The following is a 20,281-nucleotide window of genomic DNA, read 5'->3' as shown; positions in this document are numbered from 1 at the left end:
TTCTCCCATGAGCGTACGCTGCCGCCTGCTGCATTTGCTGGCCGGCTGGGGCAGCGTCGGCCTCGTGTATTTTTCCAGCGACGTGCTGCAAGGGCAGGGCGTGCTGCTGCCGGAAACGGCGCTCGACCGCGCCATTCCCTACACGGATGCCGCCATCTGGCTGTACCTGTCGTTCTTCATCCTGATCCCCTACGCCTACCTGGCGGCCGATGCGGCCCGCGTGCGCTGGCTGGCGCGCGCCATGGTGCTTTCCGCGCTGGCCTGCGGCGTGGTCTTCCTGCTGTATCCGACCACGCTCGCATATCCGCCCGTGGGCGACGGTGCCGCCTGGAGCACGCAGGCGCTGCGCCTGCTGCAGGCGGCGGACTCCGCGCAAAACTGCCTGCCCTCGCTGCATGGCGCCCTGACCCTGCTGTGCGTGTGGGCCTTGTGCGACAGGCGCCGCCTGCTGCGCTCCGCGCTGGCCCTGGTGCTGGGCGTGGCGATCTGCTACGCCATCATCGCGCTGCGCCGGCACGTGAGCATCGACCTGGCCGCCGGCCTGGCTGTCGGCGTGGCGGGCGGCATGCTGGCGAAAATGCAGGTATTCTGGACGGCTCGCCGCGCCATTTCCACTGAAACCGCATCATGATGAACCCCTTTGCCCTCTCTTTCCTTGTCATGCTGGCCTTCGTGCTGGCCGAATTGCTGATCCTCAAATGGGTGCGCAAGACCCCGGTGCCGTGGAAAGACGTCATCTTCAATCTCAATTCCGGCCACATCCTGATGTGGGTGTTCCGCGGCGTGGAAGTGGCGGCCTTCGCCCTGCTGCTGCGCCATGTGAACCTGCACATCGTCGACCAGTGGCCCGTGGCGGCGCAGTGGGTGTTCGCGTTTTTTGCCTGGGACCTGTGCTTTTACTGGATGCACCGGCTGCACCATAAGATCCCCTTGCTGTGGGCCGTGCACGTGGTGCACCACCAGGGCGAGCATTTCAACCTGTCGCTGGGCGTGCGCAATTCCTGGTACTCGTCGCTGACGAATTTCCCCTTCATCGCCATCCTGGCCGTGCTGGGCGTGCCGCTGGAAATCTTCCTCGTCGTCTCATCCCTGCATTACACGGTGCAGTTCTACAACCACAATGCGCTGGTGAACAAGTCCGGCATCCTCGATAGCTTCATGGTCACGCCCTCGCACCACCGCGTGCACCATGGCACCGATAAACGCTACATCAACCGCAATTTCGGCGGCACCCTGCTGCTGTGGGACAGGCTGTTCGGCAGCTTCCAGCCCGAACTCGAGGGCGTGGAAATGCGCTATGGCGTGAAGGGCATGACGCAAACGCACAATCCCCTGCTGGCCAGCAACGGCAAACTGTTCAAGTGGCTGCGCGCGCGCTTTCCCCACTGGCAGTCGCGCGGCACTTTCGAGGTGCCCGAGCTGTTCATCGGTATCGGTGGCGTGATTTTGTTTGGCCTGGTGATCTATTACGTCAATCACGAAGCGGTGCTGGCCGGCGCGCAGCAAGCCATCCTGTTCGCGCTGATCTTTGGCGGCACCCTGGCGCTGGGCGGCCTGTCGGACGCGCGCCGCTGGGGCGCCATCGCCTGGGTGGCCATCGCCGTGGCCATGCCCGTGCTGTTCCTCGGCTGGTATGGCGCGCGCGACGTGTGGGGCATGGTGTTCCTTGCCGCGCTGCTGGCGCATGGCCTCGACGGCGCGCGCCGCCTGTGGTGGCCGGCCGCGGCGGGGACGCGCGCGTGAGCCAGCTTCCCCCGCTGCGCTTCCAGCCCGCCCGCGATTCCGCCTTCCGCCGCGAACTGCGCGCGCGCGCCGACGCCTACCTGGCGGCCCAAGGAAAGCACCGCTTCGGCGACTGGCGCCTGCACGCGAAAACCGTCTTCCTGGCCGCGCTGACGGCGGGGCTGTATGCGCTGGCCTTGAGCGCCGGCAGCACCTGGCCGTTTGTCGCCAGCTATGTCGCCTGCCTGGTCGCGGCCATGGCGCTGGCCATGAATACCCTGCACGATGCGGCCCACAGCGCCGTCTTTCGCCAGGGACGCCTGAATCGCATCCTGATCCGCCTGGTGGGCTTGCCCGTGGGCGTGGACACGGATTTCTGGACCATCCGCCACGTGCATTTCCATCACACGTATGCGAACGTGGAAGGCTATGACCTCGACACGGAACCGAACCCCTTCCTGCGCCAGACGCCGTTCCAACGCTGGTCGCCCCAGTACCGCTATCAATACCTGTACTGGCCCGTGGTGGCGGCCCTGTCGCTGCCGTATCTGAACTGGTATGGCGACTGGCTGGACCGCTTCGGCAAGACGCCCGTCGCCGCGCACAGCCGCCTGCAGGGCTGGCGCGGCTGGATCTCCTTCCTGGGCTGGAAGCTGGGCCACGTGGCGCTGGTGCTGGCGCTGCCCACGTGGGTGCTGCAGCAGCACGGCATCGGCTGGGGCGTGGTGCTGGGCGCGTATTTCCTGGGCCAGATGCTCGCCTCGTGCGCGCTGGTGGCGCTGATCCTCGGCACGCACTGGGCTGAAGTGGAGTTTTTCCAGCCGGGGCAGGACGGCACCTTGCCGCATGACTGGTACCAGCACACGTTTTACACGGCCTGCGACTGGACGCCGAAGCCGCGCGCGCTGCGCTGGCTAGGCTACTGGCTCGGCGGATTGAATTTGCACCTGACGCACCATTTGTTCCCCACCTGGAACCACCGCCATTATCCGGCGCTGGCGCGCATCCTGGCCGAACTGGCGCCGCGCCACGGTCTCGTCTACCGTGAACTCGGTTATGGCCAGCTGCACGCCTCGCAGCAAGCCTTCCTGCGCGCCATGGGCCAGCCACCGGCACAGTCCTGACGAATCGCGCTTGACTGGTTTTCTGTTTCGTCTTACATTTCTGTAACGACAGAAATAAGAGAAAGCCATGGAATTGAGTCCGACCACGCAAAAGTATATTTTGCACTGGGGTGAAATGGGCACCCGCTGGGGCGTCAACCGCACGGTGGCGCAGATCCACGCGCTGCTGTTCCTGGCGAATGCACCGCTGACGGCGGAAGACATCGCGGCCAGCCTGAACGTGGCCCGCTCGAACGTCAGCAACAGCCTGAAGGAATTGCAAAGCTGGGGCCTGGCGCGCATCACGCACGTGATGGGGGACCGGCGCGACCATTTCGTTGCCCTGCAGGATGTATGGGAAATCTTCCGCGTCATCATGGAGGAGCGCAAGCGGCGCGAGATCGACCCCACCCTGACGGTGCTGCGCGAGTGCGCGATCGAGGGCGAACAGGATGCGGCGATACCGCCAGAAACGCTGGCGCGCATGGGCGAAGTGCTGGCTTTCCTGGAAATGCTCAGTTCCACCTACAGCGACTATAAAAATCTGCCGCCGGCGACCCTGCAGCGCATGCTGGCCATGGGCGGCAAGGTGGCCAAGTTCCTCAGTCCGGAAGACAAGCCGGGCAAGCCGGGCAAGCCGGGAAAAGCATGAACGGCCCGTCCGAAGGAGAGCTGTTCAAGAAGGTCATGGGCGAGCGGTGGCTCACCCTGCACCCGGACATCCGCCGCCGCTTCGAGAAAAATCCCGCACCGGGCCAGCCCCTGTACTACCGGGGCGAGCTCAGTGAACTCACCAGCTCGCGCCTGGGCAAGGTGCTGGGATGGCTGACGCGGCCCTTCATCGACGGCGCCCTGATCCCGCATGACGACCACGACTTCCCCGTCGATATCGAAGTGTATTCGCGCCCCGGCTGCCCCTTCATCTTCAAGCAGCGCACCTATCGCCTGCATGGTCGCGCGCCCATCCGCTTCACCTCCTACATGGCCGAAAGCGAACAAGGCGAAGTGCTCGAATACGTGGGCATGGGCCTGGGCATGAAGCTGGTGCTGCACGTGGAAGATGGCAACCTGCATTTCACCAGCGACGGCTATTTTTGGGATCTTTTCGGCTGGCGGATGCCGCTGCCCGGCGTGCTCACGCCCGGCAAGACCTATCTGTGCCACCGCAACGACACGCCGCAGCAGTTCAACATCCGCATCGAGATCCGCCACGCCCTGTTCGGCACCACGTTTACCCAGGCCGGCGTGTTCCGCGAATCCGCCGCGCCGGAAATGAAGGAGACACCATGAATACGCATCTGCTGGCCCTGCAACTGATGGCGGCGCAAGGCTGCCTGGGCGCCTTCGACACCATCTACCACCATGAAATCACGGAAGCGCTGCCGCAAAAGGCCTCGGCGCGGCTGGAACTGACCATCCACGCCACCCGCGCCCTGATCTACAGCCTGCTGTTCGTGGGCCTGGCGGCGTGGGAGTGGCACGGCGCCTGGGCCTGGGTGCTGGTCATCGTGTTTGGCGTGGAAATCGTGCTGACCCTGTGGGATTTCGTCGTGGAAGACCAGACCCGCCTCTTGCCCGCCACGGAGCGGGTCACGCACACGGTGCTGGCAATCAACGCGGGCGCCTTCATCGCCCTGCTGGCCCTGAACAGCAGCGACTGGGCGACCTTGCCGACGGCCCTCGTGTGGCAGCCGTACGGCTGGCTCAGCGTCTTCCTCGCCCTGTGCGGCGTGGGCGTGGGCCTGTCCGGCCTGCGCGACGCGTATGCCGTGTGGCAGCTGGGCCGGCGCACGGTGCAGGAGCAGCAAGAGCAGGAGGAGCATCTGCGCTTTGCCGCCGCGCCGCAATCCGTGCTGGTGACGGGCGCCACGGGTTTCATCGGCCAGCAGTTAGTCAGCGCCCTGCTGGCCGACGGCCACGCGGTGACGGTGCTGACGCGCCAGCCCAAGCCGGCCGCGTGGACCTTCGATGGCCAGGTGCGTTGCATCGACTCGCTGGACGCATTGTCGGATGCGCAGCGCATCGACATGGTGGTCAACCTGGCCGGCGCGCGCATCGTCGGGCGTCGCTGGACGGACGCGCGCAAGGCGGCCCTGCGCCGCAGCCGCGTGGCGCTGACGCAGGACCTGGTGGCGTGGATCGCCCGCGCCCAGCACAAGCCGAGGGTGCTGCTGTCGGCGTCGGCCATCGGCTACTACGGCGTGCAGCCGCAGGGCGACGCCACGGAATTGACGGAGGAGAGCGCGCCGCAAGCCATCTTCATGTCGCAGCTGTGCCAGGAGTGGGAGGCGGCCGCGCGCCAGGCGGAACGCTATGGCGTGCAGGTGGGCTGCATGCGCTTTGGCCTCGTCTTCGGCCATCAGGGTTCGCTGCCGCAGATGCTGCTGCCGATACGCTTCGGTGCGGGCGGCCCGCTCGGCAGCGGCAAGCAGTGGGTCACGTGGGTGCATGTGCGCGACGTCATCCGCGCCATCGCCCATGTGGCGCGCCGCAGCGAAGAGGGTGCCGTGAATGGCGCGTATAACTTCTGCGCGCCGGAAGCGATCGCGCAGCGCCGCTTCGCCCAGGTGGCGGGCACCGTGCTGCACCGCCCCAGCGTCGTGCCCACGCCGGCCTTCGTCATGCGCGCCTTGCTGGGCGAGCAGGCCGACTTGCTGGTGGAAGGCCAGCGGGTCGCCCCGCGCCGTTTGCTGGCCGACGGCTTTGTCTTCCGCTATCCGCAGCTGGAAGGGGCGTTGCGCAGCCTGTAGCCTGGCGTAGAATGGGCCATTGGGATGCCTTGGAGCACAATCTATGCCCCGCTTCAGCCATACGATAGACAGCCATGTTTACCAGTTTGCCAGCCTGAAGGAGCTGCTGGCCAAGGCCACGCCGCCCCGTTCGGGCGACGTGCTGGCCGGCGTGGCGGCCGCCAGCGCGCGCGAGCGGGTGGCGGCGCAACTGGCGCTGGCGGACGTGCCGCTGTTGACCTTCCTCAATGAGGCGCTGGTGCCGTACGAAGACGATGAAGTCACGCGCCTGATCGTCGACACCCACGCGCGCGCCGCGTTCGCGCCCATTTCCCACCTGTGCGTGGGCGACTTTCGCGACTGGCTGCTCGATGACGCGACGGACACGCCCACGCTGGCGCGTGTCGCGCCCGGCATCACGCCGGAAATGGCCGCAGCCGTCTCGAAACTGATGCGCCTGCAGGACCTGGTGCTGGTGGCCCGCAAATGCAGGGTCGTCACGGCTTTCCGCAATACCCTGGGCCTGGAAGGGCGCCTGTCCACGCGCTTGCAGCCGAACCACCCGACGGATGACGCCACGGGCATCGCGGCGTCGATGCTCGACGGCTTGATGCTGGGCAGCGGCGACGCCGTGATCGGCATCAATCCCGCCACCGACAATGTGGCGCAAGTGGTCTCGCTGCTGCACCTGCTCGACGCCGTCATCGACCAGTACCAGATTCCCACGCAGTCCTGCGTGCTCACGCACATCAGCAATACGCTGGAGGCGATCCGCCGCGGCGCGCCCGTCGACCTGGTGTTCCAGTCGGTGGCGGGCACGCAGGCGGCCAACCGCAGCTTCGGCATCGACCTGGCCCTGCTGGCCGAGGGGCAGGCGGCGGCCCTGTCGCTGGGGCGCGGCACGGTGGGCAGCAACGTCATGTATTTCGAGACGGGGCAGGGCAGCGCCCTGTCGGCCGGCGCCCACCACGGCATGGACCAGCAGACGTGCGAGGCGCGCGCGTATGCGGTGGCGCGCGCGTATCAACCGCTGCTGGTCAATTCGGTGGTGGGTTTCATCGGCCCCGAATACCTGTACGACGGCAAGCAGATCATGCGCGCGGGGCTGGAAGACCATTTCTGCGCCAAGTTATTGGGTTTGCCCATGGGCTGCGACGTGTGCTACACCAACCACGCGGAAGCGGACCAGGACGATATGGACGCCTTGCTGACCATGCTGGGCGTGGCCGGCTGCAATTTCATCATGGGCGTGCCGGGCGCGGACGATATCATGCTCGGCTACCAGAGCACCTCGTTCCACGACGCCCTGTATGCGCGCCGCGTGCTGGGCCTGCGCCCCGCGCCCGAATTCGCGGCCTGGCTGGTGCGCATGCGGATCACGGATGCGCGGGGAAATCTGAACGTGGCGCTGGCGCCGGCCTTCCAGGCGGCCCTGCTGCGCTTGGAAGATTAGGAGGATACATGGACGAGAAAACCCCGTGGCAAACGCTGCGCGCGCATACGGCGGCGCGCATCGCGCTGGGGCGCCGCGGCGTAAGCGTGCCGACCCGCGCGCAGCTGGCGTTCCAGCTGGCCCATGCGCAGGCGCGCGACGCCGTGCACCTGGCCCTCGATGGCGAAGCGCTGGCAAGCGCACTGGCCGCGCAGGGGCAAGCCTGCGTGCAGCTGCACAGCGCCGCCGCCACGCGTGCCGACTACCTGCAGCGCCCCGACCTGGGGCGTCGGCTCGACGACGCTTCACGGGCGCGGCTGGCCGCAGGGACGACGGGAGTGGATCTGGCGCTGGTGGCGGCCGATGGCCTGTCGGCGCTGGCGATACAACGCCACGCGGCGCCGTTCCTGGCCGCCCTGCGCGCACGGCTGGCGCTGGAGGCATGGACGCTGTCGCCGCTGCACATCGTGGCGCAGGGCCGGGTGGCCGTCGGCGATGAGGTGGGCGAATTGATAAAAGCGCGGGCCGTGCTGGTGCTGATCGGCGAGCGGCCGGGCTTGAGTTCCCCGGACAGCCTGGGCCTGTACCTGACGTGGGCGCCCAAGGCAGGCTTGCTGGACGAGCGCCGCAACTGCATCTCGAACGTGCGCCCGGAAGGGCTGGCGTATGCGCCGGCCGCGTACCGGCTGCACTATTTGCTGTCGCAGGCATTTACCAGGCAGTTGTCGGGCGTGGCATTGAAGGATGAGACGGTGGAAGAGGGCGCGGCCCTGGCGGGGGCGCGCAACTTCCTGCTGGCGTGATCAGACTTCGCGGATTTCGTCCAGCGGCCAGCGTGGGCGCACGTTGAACGAGTAATCGTGCTTGGCGGCGGCCGGGTTGATCTGCAGGCGCATGGCGCCGGCAAAGGCGATCATGGCGCCGTTGTCGGTACAGAATTCCAGCTCCGGGTAATACACTTTAAAACGCTTCTTGGCGGCGGCCGCGTTGAGCGAGGCGCGCAGCTGCGCATTGGCGCCCACGCCGCCGGCGATCACCAGGCGCTTCAAGCCCGTGTGCTTGAGGGCCGACACGCATTTGGCGGTCAGCACGTCGACGATGGCGTCGACGAAGCCGCGAGCGATGTTCGCCTTGTCCTGCTCGCAGATATTGGCGATGACTTTTTCTTCATGGTTTTTCACCACGGTCAGCACGGCCGTCTTCAGTCCGGAAAAGCTGAAGTTGAAATCCTTCGAGTGCAGCATGGGGCGCGGCAGCTTATACGCCAGCGGGTCGCCGAATTCGGCCAGGCGCGAAATGGCGGGGCCGCCCGGGTAACCGAGGCCCAGCAGCTTGGCCGACTTGTCGAATGCCTCGCCGGCCGCATCATCCAGCGTTTCGCCCAGCATCGTGTACTGGCCCACGCCATCGACGCGCATCAGCTGCGTGTGGCCGCCCGATACCAGCAGCGCGATGAAGGGGAATTCCGGCGGCTCGGACGCCAGCAGCGGCGACAGCAAATGGCCTTCCAGGTGGTGGATGCCCAGCACCGGCTTGTTGATGGCCAGGCCCAGGCTGCAGGCGACGGACGACCCCACCAGCAGCGCGCCGGCCAGTCCCGGCCCTTGCGTGTAGGCGATGGCGTCGATTTCGGGCAGGGCGATGCCGGCCTTCGTCAGGGTCTCTTCGAGCAGCGGGATGGCGCGGCGGATATGGTCGCGCGACGCCAGTTCCGGCACCACGCCGCCGTACTGCTCGTGCATGGCTACTTGCGAGTAGAGGGCGTGCGACAGCAGGCCGCGTTGCGTGTCGTACAAGGCCAGGCCAGTTTCGTCACAGGAGGATTCGACGCCAAGAACAATCATGAAGGTACTGAATAGGGAGGAGTAATCCGCCATTGTAAAGGAAAGCCGCGCAGTCCACCGTGCGGCCAGCGCACCATTTCGGCGGCAGTGTGCACTTGCGCAGTGCGCCGCAGGCCGGTTTTGCCCGGGATTGCGGCTGCTTTACGCCTGGAACGGCACTGGCACCGCTCTTGCTTAGACAGGCGTGTGCCTTTCTCAAGGGAGCTTGCGATGTCGGAACAATGGAAAATGATTTGCCGCCTGAAGGACATGCCGCTGGCGGGCGTGCGCATGGTGCAGCGGGGCCTGGCGTGGCAGGATTTGCCCGGCGTGGCGCTGTTCCGCGCGGCTGACGATACGGTCTACGCGCTGCTCGACACGGTGCCCTGCCTGGGCGGCCCGCTGGCGCACGGGGTGCTGATGGAGAAGAACCTGATGGGGCCGAAAAACGGCTGGATCATCGAGCTCGATTCGGGCCGCCTGGTGGCGCCCGTGCAGGGCATGGCGCGCATGTACGCCGTGCGCATCCTGGACGGGCGCATCTACCTGGACGTCAATGAACTGAATATCCCGGCCAGCAAGGCGGAGCAGGCGTTGGCGGGATCGTTCGCCGTACTGCCGCATGTGCAGATGGCGTGATGAAGGGAAAAGCAATAACGGCGCACAGGGCGCCGTTCTTTGTCTGCAGTGATGTGTCGGCTTACGCGCTACGCGCTAAGCCGACCTACGCGGCTCAATTCGTAGGTCGGATTAGGCGCAAAGCGCCGTAATCCGACAACATCGTTGGCCGTAATGTTTTACGCCGGGCGATTGAGCAGGTGCGCATGCGCGTCGCGCAGCATGGTGGCCGTCGTGTCCCAGTCGATGCAGCCGTCCGTGACGGAGCAGCCGTAGGTCAGTTGCGACAGATCTTGCGGGATCTTCTGGTTACCGCCGACGATGTTCGATTCGATCATCACGCCCACCAGCGAGCGGTTGCCCTGGCGGATCTGGTTGACCACGTCGCCCATCACCAGCGGCTGCAGTTCCGGCTTTTTATAGCTGTTCGCGTGCGAGCAGTCGACCACCAGGTTGGCCGGCAGCTTGGCCTTGGCCAGTGCCTGTTCGGCGATGGCGATCGAGACGGAATCGTAGTTCGGGCGGCCGTCGCCGCCGCGCAGCACCACGTGGCCATACGCGTTGCCGCGCGTGCGCACGATGGCGACGTTGCCTTCGCCGTTGATGCCCAGGAAGGAGTGCGGGTGCGCGGACGACAAAATCGCGTTGACGGCGATGCTGATGTCGCCGTCGGTGCCGTTCTTGAAGCCGACCGGTGTCGACAGGCCCGACGACATTTCGCGGTGCGTCTGCGATTCGGTCGTGCGCGCGCCGATGGCGGTCCAGGCGATCAGGTCGCCCAGGTATTGCGGCGAGATGGGGTCCAGCGCTTCGGTGGCGGTGGGCAGGCCCAGTTCGCACACGTCGAGCAGGAACTGGCGCGCCTTTTCCATGCCTTCGTTGACCTTGAACGAATCATCCATGTACGGGTCGTTGATATAGCCCTTCCAGCCCGTGGTGGTGCGCGGTTTTTCGAAATACACGCGCATCACCAGCAGCATCGTATCCTTGACTTCCTCTTGCAGCGCTTTCAGGCGGCGCGCGTAATCGAGGCCGGCCACGGGGTCGTGGATCGAGCACGGACCGACGACGACAAACAGGCGCTGGTCCTTGCGGTCGATGATGTTGCGCAGCGCTTCGCGGCCGCGGCTGACGGTGTCGAAGGCGCTCTCCGACAGGGGCAGCTTGGCGTGCAGTTCGGCCGGTGTCGGCATGGGCGCGAAAGAGGTGACGTTGATATTTTCGATGTCTGGCGTATTCATGATTCTGGCTCGGCTTTCGCTATTGCGTTCTTTAAGAGGCAATAGTGTAGCGGAAATGCGGCCTGGCGGCGGGGATGGGGCCAAAACGGGAATGCATGAGTTGTTTTTATGGCAGGGCCGGCACGCCGCCGGCCCCTTGCCGCTGGACGCTCAGTGGCCGCCGGCCAGGCTGGCGCCGGTGCTGTAGCGGGCGATGCGCTGGTAGTTGCCGGCCAGCTCGGGCGGCCGGGGCAGGCCGGGATGGCGCCGCACATGCGCGAGGATGGCCGTTTCATGCTGGCGTATCTGCGCGTCCAGGCAGGCGATTTGCTGACACAACAGGGCGTGCAGCGCATGCTGGCCAGCCTGCAGATGGGTATCGAGGCGCGCCGACTCCTGCTTGCGCACGCCTACGATGGCGTGCAGGCGGCGCAGCCACAGGCGCAGTTCCACGTAGGCGGGCGAGGGCGGCGTCCAGCCAGCGGGGCGTTTGTGCTCGCAGTAATTGGCCAGCACCACGGCGCCGTGTGCCGCGTTCTCGGGCAAGCCTTGGCCGCGCAGATAGTCTGCCAGTTGCGCGGGCTGGGCGTCGCAGACCAGCATGCCCATGTCCGCCAGCGCGCGGGCCGGCGCCTCGCTGTACGGGGCGTCGAGGCGCATGCAGACGCGCAAGCCCATGACGGGCACGTCGTTCCTTTGCAGCCAGCTGCGCAGCCAGCGGTAGCCGGCCATATCGTTTTCCAGCACCTTGCACAGCACGTCGCCGCCCGAGCGCAGCACGGCTTTCAGCAGCAGCTTGCCCGTTTCGATGCCGACGAAGGCAGTTTCCTGTTTGATCGCGTGTTCCATGATGAGTTCCCCCCTGTGCACTCTTATACGCAGCGGCGGCGCGTTTGGATGCAGGCACGAAGCACATTCATCAAAAAAATAGCTGGAAAGACTGTTGCATCGGCGCCTATGGCATCCGCCAGCCCGTCTGCAAGGGGGAAAATCCGTGTAAGCTGGCGCCATGACGACTGTTTCCATCCCCCATACCGACGTGGCCGGCGAGCCATTCCCCGCTGCGCGTTTCATTAAAGAAATAGGACGCGGCAAGAACGGCGCGCGCAGCATGACGCGTGACGACGCCTGCGCCCTGTACCGCGCCATGCTCGAGGGCCGCGTGTCGGACCTGGAACTGGGCGGCATTTTGTTGTCGATGCGCATCAAGGGCGAGTCCGTGGACGAGATCGCCGGCTTCCTCGACTCTGCCGAAGCCTCGTTCGCCCCGCTGGCCGCGCCGGCAGGCGTGTTCGCCCCGATCGTCATTCCCAGCTACAACGGCGCGCGCAAGATGGCGAACCTGACGGCCTTGCTGGCGCTGCTGCTGGCGCGGGCCGGCGCACCCGTGCTCGTGCATGGCGTGACCAGCGACCCGGGCCGCATCACGACGGCCGAAGTGCTGGCCGCGCTGGGCGTGCCCGCCTCGCTCGACCATGCGCAAGCCGAGGCCGCCATGGCGCGCGGCGAAGCGGCCTTCCTGCCGATCGACGCGCTGGCGCGGCGCCTGGCGCACATGCTGTCGCTGCGGCGCGTGCTGGGCGTGCGCAATTCCACGCACACCTTGGTGAAAATCATGCAGCCGTTCGCCGGGCCGGCCCTGCGCCTCGTGTCGTACACGCATCCCGAATACCTGGAAATGCTCGGTGAATATTTCCTGACCGCCTGTGATCCCGCGCGCGGCGACGCCTTCCTGATGCGCGGCACGGAGGGCGAAACGGTGGCCAACGCCAACAAGGCGCAGCAGATCGACTGGTTTCACGGCGGCGAGCGCACGGTGCTGGTGGAAAAGCAATTGCTGGTGGAAGAACTGCCGCATTTGCCGGCCGAGCGCGACGCGGCCACCACGGCCGCCTGGATCGCGGCCGTGCTGCGCGGCGAGCTGCCCGTGCCGCCGTCGATCGCCGAGCAGGTGGAGCAATGCCTGATGGCATCGCGGCAGATTGCGGCACGGCCGCGCTAGCCGCGCCGCCGCAGTTTACAATGGCGTCTTTGTAATCAGCGGTGACCGGAATTCTTATGGCAAAACAATTTGATGTGGCAGTGATCGGCGCGGGCGCGGCCGGCATGATGTGTGCGGCTGTTGCCGCCCAGCAAGGCAAGCGCGTGGTGTTGATCGATCACGCGGCCAAGCTGGCCGAAAAGATCCGCATCTCGGGTGGCGGGCGTTGCAACTTCACCAATATCAACGCCACCCCGCAAAATTTCCTCTCGGAAAACCCGCGTTTCTGCAAGAGCGCGCTGTCGCGCTACACGCCGCAGGATTTCCTCGCGCTGGTGAAAAAATACCGGATCGGCTATCACGAAAAGCACAAGGGCCAGCAATTCTGCAATGAATCGGCCGAGCAGATCATCGACATGCTCAAGGACGAGTGCGCCGCCGGCGGCGTGCACTGGCGCATGCCGTGCAAGATCGACAATGTTGTCCAGCAAGCGGACGGCGGCTTCGTGCTGCAGACGGACAGCGGCGACATCGAGACGGCCAGCATCGTCATCGCCACGGGCGGCCTGTCGATCCCGAAGATCGGCGCCACCGACTTTGCCTACCGCATCGCCAAGCAATTCGATCTGGCGATGGTCGAGCCGCGTCCGGCCCTGGTGCCGCTGACGTTCGACCCGGCCAGCTGGGCGCCGTTCGCGGAACTGTCCGGCATCGCGCTGGAAGTGGATGTGGAGACGGGCAGCCTGAAAGGCCGCAAGGCCACGGGTGCGCGTTTCCGCGAAGATTTGCTGTTCACGCATCGCGGCCTGTCGGGTCCGGCGATCCTGCAGATTTCCAGCTACTGGCTGCCGGGCGAGCCCATCGTCATCAACCTGCTGCCGGAAGTGGACGTGGCGCAGACCTTGATCGAAGGCAAGGGCACCCTGAAGAAGCAGCTGGGCAATATCGTCGCCCAATGGCTGCCGCAGCGCCTGGCCGACTGCCTGCTGGCTGTCAACGGCCTGGCGCCGGACGCGCGCATCGCCGACATGCCCGACGCGCAGCTGCGCAAGCTGGGCCAGGCCATCAATGCCTGGTCCATCGTGCCCAACGGTTCCGAAGGCTACCGCAAGGCGGAAGTGACGCGCGGCGGCATCGATACGCGCGAACTGTCGCAGCAGACCATGATGGCCAATAAGGTGCCGGGCCTGTATTTCATCGGCGAGTCGGTCGATGTGACGGGCTGGCTGGGCGGCTACAACTTCCAGTGGGCCTGGGCTTCCGGCGTGGCGGCAGGTATTGCCTTGCAGTAAGCAAGTCTGTAGGATGGGCGCACCGGTGCGTGGTTTACGCCACATTCCGGCAGCGACCTCAGGCTGCATGCCGCACGCAAGTGGGGAGGGGCTTCCCTTTCCGAATAAAAGCTGCTACTATCTATCTCTTCCTATACACCACCTCAACGGTTTGAATTTTACATGACCACTATTCGCCTTAAAGAAAACGAGCCGTTCGAAGTCGCAATGCGTCGCTTCAAACGCACCATCGAAAAAACGGGTCTGCTGACCGAATTGCGCGCTCGCGAATTCTACGAAAAGCCAACAGCTGAGCGCAAGCGCAAGCTGGCAGCTGCTGTCAAGCGTCATTACAAACGCATCCGCAGCCAACAACTGCCGAAAAAATTATTCTAAGACTGTTCAGTCAGAACCAACCCGGGTAGTTCGGCGCATTGTTCGCCACGGGTTTTGTTTTGATTCGCCTGGAGTGATACTTCAGATGAGTCGCATACCCGCTCCGGTTCGCCGCAGCGGGTTTTCGCTTTTGTGGCCCGTACTTGTTTCTGGCCGCGCACGAGCACCGTTCCCATACTGACCAACGAGGATTGCCATGAGCTTGAAAGAACAAATTACCGAAGACATGAAAAACGCCATGCGCGCCAAGGAAACGGGCAAGCTGGGCACGATTCGCCTGTTGCTGGCGGAAATCAAGCGCAAGGAAGTCGACGAGCGCATCGAATTGACGGATGCCCACGTGACGGCCATCGTGGAAAAGATGATCAAGCAGCGCAAGGATTCGATCACCCAGTTTGAAGCCGGTGGCCGTGCCGACCTGGCCGACATCGAAAAAGCCGAGCTGGTGCACCTGATCGGCTACATGCCTGCCGGTCTGTCGGATGAAGAAGTGGCGGCCGAAGTGGCTGCCGCCGTGGCCGCCTCGGGCGCCGCCGGTCCGCAAGACATGGGCAAGGTCATGGCCATCGTCAAGCCGAAGCTGGCTGGCCGCGCCGACATGACCGTGGTGTCCGCCCTGGTCAAGAAAGCCTTGACGCCGGCCGCGTAAGCAACAATAGTAGCAAGGGCTGCCAGCCGTCGCGCTGGCAGCCTGTTAAACAGCCCACACGTTGACCTGGCTCAACCTCCGGCCACGTGCGGTAGTATAGTCTGACCTATAACAAGACCCGCCCTCGCCAGTGATACCTCAATCCTTCATTTCCGATTTGCTCAACCGCGTCGATATCGTCGACGTCGTGGGCCGCTATGTGCAGCTGAAAAAAGGCGGCGCCAATTTCATGGGATTGTGCCCGTTCCACAGTGAAAAGTCGCCCAGCTTTACCGTCAGCCCCACCAAGCAGTTCTACCACTGCTTCGGCTGCGGCGCGCATGGCACCTCGATCGGCTTCCTGATCGAGTACTCGGGCATGGGCTTTGTCGATGCCGTCAAGGACCTGGCGCAAAACGTGGGCATGGTCGTGCCGGAAGCGGACGACAAGATCCCGCCGGCCCAGCGCGCGCAGATCCAGGCGCAAAGCCTGGCCCTGTCCGACGCCATGACGCAGGCGTGCGATTATTACCGGGGGCAATTGCGCCACGCGCCGGAAGCCATCGCCTACCTCAAAAATCGGGGCTTGACGGGCGAAGTGGCCGCTCGCTTCGGCATGGGTTTTGCGCCCGGCGGCTGGGATAATCTGCGTTCCGTTTTCCCCGATTACGACGTGGTGGCTCTGGCCGAGGCCGGTCTCGTGATCGACAAGGTCGATGAAGAGGGCAACAACCGCAAGCGCTACGACCGTTTCCGCGAACGCATCATGTTTCCGATTCGCAATACCAAGGGCCAGGTCATCGCCTTTGGCGGCCGCGTGCTCGACCATGGCGAACCGAAATATCTGAACTCGCCGGAAACCCCCTTGTTTTCCAAGGGTTTCGAACTATATGGGCTGTTCGAGGCGCGCCAGGCCATCCGCGACGCCGGCTACGTGCTGGTGACGGAAGGGTATATGGACGTGGTGGCGCTGGCGCAGATGGGTTTCCCGCAAGCGGTGGCGACCCTGGGTACGGCGTGCACGCCCACCCACGTGCAGAAACTGTTGCGTCAGACGGATAACGTGATTTTCAGCTTCGACGGCGACAAGGCCGGCCGCCGCGCCGCCCGCCGCGCGCTGGAAGCGAGCCTGGCCCACGTGTCGGACAACAAGACCATCAAATTCCTGTTCTTGCCGGCGGAACACGATCCGGACAGCTATATCCGCGCATTCGGCGCCGAAGGTTTCGAGCAGCAAGTGCATGAAGCGATGCCGCTGTCGCAATTCTTGCTGAAAGAAGTGTCGGGCGAGCATGATCTGTCGGAACCGGAAGGGCGCGCCCGGGTGCAGTTCGACGCCAAGCCATTGCTGCAGCTGATGGCGCCGTCGTCCCTGCGCCTGCAGATCGTGCGCGGGCTGGCGCAGCTGACGCAGTCCACGCCGGCCGAGATCGAAGCCCTGTTCGAGCTGGCGAAACCCGTTGCCGTGGCGCACCGCGCGCCGCCGAAATCGGGCCGCCCCGTGCCTGTCGGCCTGGAATTGAAGATCATGCGCATGCTGGTGGCGCATCCGCCGCTGACGATGCGCATCGACGAAGCGGCCCTGGCCGCCTTCCAGCACTTGGGGCCCGATGCGGCGCACAGCCTGGGGCAGCTGGTGGCCGTGGGCCAGGCGCTGGGCGAGCACGGCAGCTTTGCCGCGCTGGCGCAGCAATTGAAGGAGCTGGGCAGCGAATATGACGAGATCATCGGCGAGATCGCGGCCGGCACGGAATCCGATTACGACAGTGAATTGTCGTGGCTGGTGAGCACCATCCGCGAGATCAAATTGAATGCCTTGAAGGCGGAATTGCAGCAATTGTTTGCGTCGGGTTTGCCATCGGAGAAAATTGGTGTACGCTACCGCGAAATCATGCAGGAGCAAGGCGAGCTGGAACGTGAACGCGATGCCGAGTTGGTGAATCGCTAACCTTGCCCTGAGGGTATGTCGCGCACTGGAAAAACATTTTTCGCGTGCTATAATTAAATGCTAAGTATTGTGTGCTTTGGCAAGCTAGTTCTGTTTCGTAAATAGTATTTGTTTTCAGTAAGTTAGGCTCTTGATCGGCGCGGTGGATCGTGTCGGCAGCCAGGGCCAACTGGTGCTTTCGGCGTTGCGGGCAAGGCCCGCGGACGCTGGCAAGCCGCGCCAGGCTCTCGCTCCCAACGCGGTCGATGCAGGAATTTTTGCCGAGACGGCTGGCAACAGCCGGTGGACAGGAATTGCTGCGCTTCCCGCGGATCGTGGCCGATGAGGTGTAAGTAACGTAACAGTGTCGAATTTGCGTAGTCGGCAGGTTCGAAGATGGTGGTTCCCGCAGGTAGACAGGGAGCTGGCAGCAAACTTTATCCTAATCCACCGTAAAGCAAGTCGTTGTGTAATCGAAAGCGCCTGTGCCAATCAAGAAACCCGAATCCAAAGCGGCTGCAAAGCCCACTAAAGTTACCACGAAAGCCGAAAAGGCGCTCGATCGGCCAGAAGCGCGCGTGACCAGCGCGCCGCCTGTGGTCAGCCAGACCACCGACGCCGCCACCCTGGCGGCCATCGATACGTCCGGTTATGTCTTGCCGTCGGTAAAAGTGCCAGGCCGCCGCGGCCGCAAGCCAAAAGAATTCCAGCCAGAAAATGATGAAGTCGCCGCCCTGAACGCCGTCGAGCGGGCCGAACTGAAAGCCGTCGACAAGGCCAAGGCCAAGGACCGCAAGGCGAAAGAGCGCGCGCTGCTGAAAGACGCCTTCTCGTCCGACACGGAAGCGAGCGAGGAAGAACTCGAGCGCCGGCGCCAGAAACTCAAGACCCTGATCAAGTTCGGCAAGGAACGCGGTTTCCTGACGTATGCGGAAATCAACGATCACTTGCCCGAAAACATAGTCGATCCGGAAGCCATCGAAGGCATCATCGGCACCTTCAACGACATGGGCATCGCCGTCTACGAGCACGCGCCCGATGCGGAAACGTTGTTGCTGTCCGATAACGTTGCCGTCGTCACCAGCGATGACGAGGCGGAAGCGGCGGCCGAGGCCGCCTTGTCGACCGTCGATTCCGATTTCGGCCGCACCACCGACCCGGTGCGCATGTACATGCGCGAAATGGGCTCGGTCGAGCTGCTGACGCGCGAAGGCGAGATCGAGATTGCCAAGCGCATCGAAGATGGCTTGAAAGACATGATCCAGGCCATTTCCGCCTGTCCCGTGACGATCGCCGAAATCATCGCCGCCGCCGACCGCATCGCCAACGAAGAGATCAAGATCGATGAAATCGTCGACGGCCTCGTCGATGAAAACGAACCGGTCGCCGCTGCTCCGGTCGTGTCCGCTCCCGTCGAAGAAGACGAGGAAGAAGGCGAAGCGGAAGAAGAGGAAGAGGAAGAAGAGGAAGAAGCGAGCGCTTCGGGCGCCGCCGGCTTCTCGGCCGAACAGCTGGAAATCCTGAAACGCACGGCGCTGGAAAAATTCGCCGTCATTTCGCAGCAGTTCGACAAGATGCGCCGCGCCTTCGAAAAGGAAGGCTACAACTCGAAACCGTATGCCAAGGCGCAGGAAGCCATTTCGCAAGAGTTGCTGGGCATCCGCTTCACGGCCAAGGTCGTGGAAAAGCTGTGCGACACCCTGCGCGGCCAGGTGGACGAAGTGCGCCATATCGAGAAACAGATCCTCGACGTGGCCGTGAACCGTTGCGGCATGCCGCGCGCCCACTTCATCAAGGTCTTCCCGGGCAATGAAACCAACCTCGACTGGGTCGATGGCGAAGTCAACGCAGGACACGCCTACAGCGCCATCCTGGGTCGCAACATTCCGACCGTCAAGGAACTGCAGCAGCGCCTGATCGACCTGCAGGCGCGTGTCGTACTGCCGCTGCCGGACTTGCGCAATATCAACCGCCAGATGGCGGCCGGTGAAATGAAGGCGCGCAAGGCCAAGCGCGAAATGACGGAGGCCAACTTGCGCCTGGTCATTTCGATCGCCAAGAAATACACGAACCGGGGCCTGCAATTCCTCGACCTGATCCAGGAAGGCAATATCGGCCTGATGAAGGCCGTCGACAAGTTCGAGTATCGCCGCGGTTACAAGTTCTCGACGTATGCGACCTGGTGGATCCGCCAGGCGATTACCCGCTCGATCGCCGACCAGGCGCGCACGATCCGTATTCCCGTGCACATGATCGAGACGATCAACAAGATGAACCGGATTTCCCGCCAGATACTGCAAGAAACTGGCGCGGAGCCCGATCCGGCCACCCTGGCGATCAAGATGGAGATGCCCGAGGACAAGATCCGCAAGATCATGAAAATCGCCAAGGAACCGATCTCGATGGAAACGCCGATCGGCGACGACGACGATTCCCACCTGGGCGACTTCATCGAGGACAACAACACCCTGGCGCCGGCCGACGCGGCGCTGCACGCGTCCATGCGGGGCGTGGTCAAGGACGTGCTCGATTCCCTGACGCCACGCGAAGCGAAAGTGCTGCGCATGCGTTTCGGCATCGAGATGTCCACCGACCACACCCTGGAAGAAGTGGGCAAGCAATTTGACGTGACGCGCGAGCGCATCCGCCAGATCGAAGCCAAGGCGCTGCGCAAGCTGCGCCACCCATCGCGCTCCGACAAGCTGAAAAGCTTCTTGGAAGGCAACTAGAAGCCAATAGGGCTTGACGTACGCCCCTGATACCCCTATCCTCGCGTGTCCGTTTCCAAAACGGCCGCGCGAGGCGGGCATCAACAGCGCCGCCAAGCCGCAGTCCCCGGGCCTCTAGCTCATGCTTGGTTAGAGCAGCGGACTCATAATCCGTTGGTGCCGTGTTCGACTCACGGGAGGCCCACCAGAATTTAGCAATATTAGAAAAAGCCCCGGCGGGCCACTGCCGGGGCTTTTTTTATGCGCGAGATGATCGTCGCAAGGTTTGGTCTTTTGGGCGTGATAGCTGCTGGCTTCGTCACCAATTCCATCTTTATGGAGGTACGGAGTGCATACGAGGCGTCGCGTAGTTTGCCAGTCGTTCGATCTTGTATTTGCAATTGAGTACGCTACAGGTCATTATCGTTGTTCAATGCGGCTATGGTTGGGCTTGTGTCTGAATGGCGGACCTGAACCTGCCACCTGTAAGGCTTTAAAGCGTTGTGGTATTGAAGACTTTCGGTGGCATGATCTAAGGCATACATGGGCTAGTTGGCACGTGCAAGATGGCACACCATTGAATGTTTTGCAGGAGCTGGGTGGTTGGGAAAGTGCAGAAATGGTAAGGCGATATGCCCATTTTTCGGCATCGCATCTTGCTGCAAATGCAGACAAACTTCCTAATTTTCTAAAATAGAGATAGTATTTTTTAGGACTTTGGAA

18 protein-coding genes, 1 tRNA gene and 1 pseudogene are annotated in these 20,281 nt (G+C 63.8%); 17 read left to right on the top strand and 3 right to left on the bottom strand.

Going from position 1 to position 20,281, the window contains the following annotated elements; translation table 11 throughout:
- The first annotated feature begins 7 nt into the window (after positions 1 to 7).
- The 8 genes from AC0V2Y_RS14780 (at position 8) to eutC (ending at position 7,789) form a co-directional block, all read left to right on the top strand.
- The gene (locus AC0V2Y_RS14780; protein WP_475417343.1) at positions 8 to 631 is read left to right on the top strand and encodes a phosphatase PAP2 family protein; all 624 of its coding nucleotides are present in this window, start codon (positions 8 to 10) and stop codon (positions 629 to 631) included.
- On the top strand, positions 628 to 1,743 hold the full coding sequence (locus AC0V2Y_RS14775; protein ID WP_475417344.1) for a sterol desaturase family protein: 1,116 nt from the start codon (positions 628 to 630) through the stop codon (positions 1,741 to 1,743). The genes AC0V2Y_RS14780 and AC0V2Y_RS14775 overlap by 4 nt, the downstream gene beginning before the upstream one ends.
- Positions 1,740 to 2,846 carry a fatty acid desaturase family protein gene (locus AC0V2Y_RS14770; protein ID WP_475417345.1) on the top strand — a complete coding sequence of 369 codons (1,107 nt, stop codon included), beginning with the start codon at positions 1,740 to 1,742 and terminating at the stop codon, positions 2,844 to 2,846. Before AC0V2Y_RS14775 ends, AC0V2Y_RS14770 begins: the two co-directional genes overlap by 4 nt.
- A 67-nt stretch (positions 2,847 to 2,913) precedes the next feature.
- Entirely contained in the window at positions 2,914 to 3,477 is a 564-nt protein-coding gene (locus tag AC0V2Y_RS14765; protein WP_475417346.1) for a GbsR/MarR family transcriptional regulator, read from the top strand.
- Complete coding sequence (locus AC0V2Y_RS14760; protein WP_475417347.1) at positions 3,474 to 4,115, top strand: DUF4166 domain-containing protein; 642 nt, start codon at positions 3,474 to 3,476, stop codon at positions 4,113 to 4,115. Before AC0V2Y_RS14765 ends, AC0V2Y_RS14760 begins: the two co-directional genes overlap by 4 nt.
- Positions 4,112 to 5,575, top strand: coding sequence for a TIGR01777 family oxidoreductase (locus AC0V2Y_RS14755; protein WP_475417348.1), 1,464 nt, complete (start codon positions 4,112 to 4,114; stop codon positions 5,573 to 5,575). Before AC0V2Y_RS14760 ends, AC0V2Y_RS14755 begins: the two co-directional genes overlap by 4 nt.
- A gap of 43 nt (positions 5,576 to 5,618) precedes the next feature.
- Positions 5,619 to 7,007 (top strand): ethanolamine ammonia-lyase subunit EutB, encoded by a 1,389-nt coding sequence (locus AC0V2Y_RS14750; protein ID WP_475417349.1) that lies wholly within the window; start codon positions 5,619 to 5,621, stop codon positions 7,005 to 7,007.
- A gap of 8 nt (positions 7,008 to 7,015) precedes the next feature.
- Positions 7,016 to 7,789: an ethanolamine ammonia-lyase subunit EutC gene (gene eutC / locus AC0V2Y_RS14745; protein ID WP_475417350.1), complete on the top strand. Its 774-nt coding sequence runs from the start codon at positions 7,016 to 7,018 to the stop codon at positions 7,787 to 7,789.
- On the opposite strand, the gene tsaD is transcribed toward eutC, so the two are convergent.
- Positions 7,790 to 8,830: a tRNA (adenosine(37)-N6)-threonylcarbamoyltransferase complex transferase subunit TsaD gene (gene tsaD, locus AC0V2Y_RS14740; protein ID WP_475417351.1), complete on the bottom strand. Its 1,041-nt coding sequence runs from the start codon at positions 8,828 to 8,830 to the stop codon at positions 7,790 to 7,792.
- Between the two features lie 210 nt (positions 8,831 to 9,040).
- Between tsaD and AC0V2Y_RS14735 the strand changes: the two genes are divergently transcribed.
- Positions 9,041 to 9,448 (top strand): nitrite reductase (NAD(P)H) small subunit, encoded by a 408-nt coding sequence (locus tag AC0V2Y_RS14735; protein ID WP_475417352.1) that lies wholly within the window; start codon positions 9,041 to 9,043, stop codon positions 9,446 to 9,448.
- A gap of 158 nt (positions 9,449 to 9,606) precedes the next feature.
- Here the strand turns inward: AC0V2Y_RS14735 and AC0V2Y_RS14730 are convergent, their stop codons facing one another.
- Positions 9,607 to 10,668: a 3-deoxy-7-phosphoheptulonate synthase gene (locus AC0V2Y_RS14730; protein WP_102294162.1), complete on the bottom strand. Its 1,062-nt coding sequence runs from the start codon at positions 10,666 to 10,668 to the stop codon at positions 9,607 to 9,609.
- A 150-nt stretch (positions 10,669 to 10,818) separates the two neighbouring features.
- A complete protein-coding gene (locus AC0V2Y_RS14725; RefSeq protein WP_475417353.1) occupies positions 10,819 to 11,496 on the bottom strand; it encodes a hypothetical protein in 678 nt (225 codons plus the stop codon).
- 160 nt (positions 11,497 to 11,656) lie between these two features.
- Here AC0V2Y_RS14725 and ybiB point away from each other — a divergent pair, with 160 nt between their 5' ends.
- The 8 genes and pseudogenes from ybiB to AC0V2Y_RS14685 all read left to right on the top strand — a co-directional run.
- Complete coding sequence (gene ybiB / locus AC0V2Y_RS14720) at positions 11,657 to 12,649, top strand: DNA-binding protein YbiB (RefSeq protein ID WP_475417354.1); 993 nt, start codon at positions 11,657 to 11,659, stop codon at positions 12,647 to 12,649.
- Between the two features lie 56 nt (positions 12,650 to 12,705).
- Complete coding sequence (locus AC0V2Y_RS14715; protein ID WP_475417355.1) at positions 12,706 to 13,920, top strand: BaiN/RdsA family NAD(P)/FAD-dependent oxidoreductase; 1,215 nt, start codon at positions 12,706 to 12,708, stop codon at positions 13,918 to 13,920.
- A gap of 162 nt (positions 13,921 to 14,082) precedes the next feature.
- Positions 14,083 to 14,295 carry a 30S ribosomal protein S21 gene (gene rpsU / locus AC0V2Y_RS14710; RefSeq protein WP_008451879.1) on the top strand — a complete coding sequence of 71 codons (213 nt, stop codon included), beginning with the start codon at positions 14,083 to 14,085 and terminating at the stop codon, positions 14,293 to 14,295.
- 196 nt (positions 14,296 to 14,491) lie between these two features.
- On the top strand, positions 14,492 to 14,944 hold the full coding sequence (locus AC0V2Y_RS14705) for a GatB/YqeY domain-containing protein (RefSeq protein WP_070223119.1): 453 nt from the start codon (positions 14,492 to 14,494) through the stop codon (positions 14,942 to 14,944).
- Between the two features lie 130 nt (positions 14,945 to 15,074).
- Positions 15,075 to 16,871, top strand: a complete 1,797-nt coding sequence (dnaG, locus tag AC0V2Y_RS14700; RefSeq protein ID WP_475417356.1) for a DNA primase — start codon at positions 15,075 to 15,077, stop codon at positions 16,869 to 16,871.
- A gap of 464 nt (positions 16,872 to 17,335) precedes the next feature.
- A complete protein-coding gene (gene rpoD, locus AC0V2Y_RS14695; RefSeq protein WP_475417357.1) occupies positions 17,336 to 19,579 on the top strand; it encodes an RNA polymerase sigma factor RpoD in 2,244 nt (747 codons plus the stop codon).
- Between the two features lie 108 nt (positions 19,580 to 19,687).
- Positions 19,688 to 19,766 (top strand) — tRNA-Ile (locus AC0V2Y_RS14690).
- 279 nt (positions 19,767 to 20,045) lie between these two features.
- A pseudogene (locus tag AC0V2Y_RS14685) lies at positions 20,046 to 20,255 on the top strand (tyrosine-type recombinase/integrase); the annotation flags it as partial.
- Positions 20,256 to 20,281 lie beyond the last annotated feature (26 nt).

This window comes from Janthinobacterium sp. BHSEK (assembly GCF_056174685.1).
The sequence above is the reverse complement of the archived record's forward strand: the minus strand, read 5'-3'. Positions and strand labels throughout refer to the sequence as shown.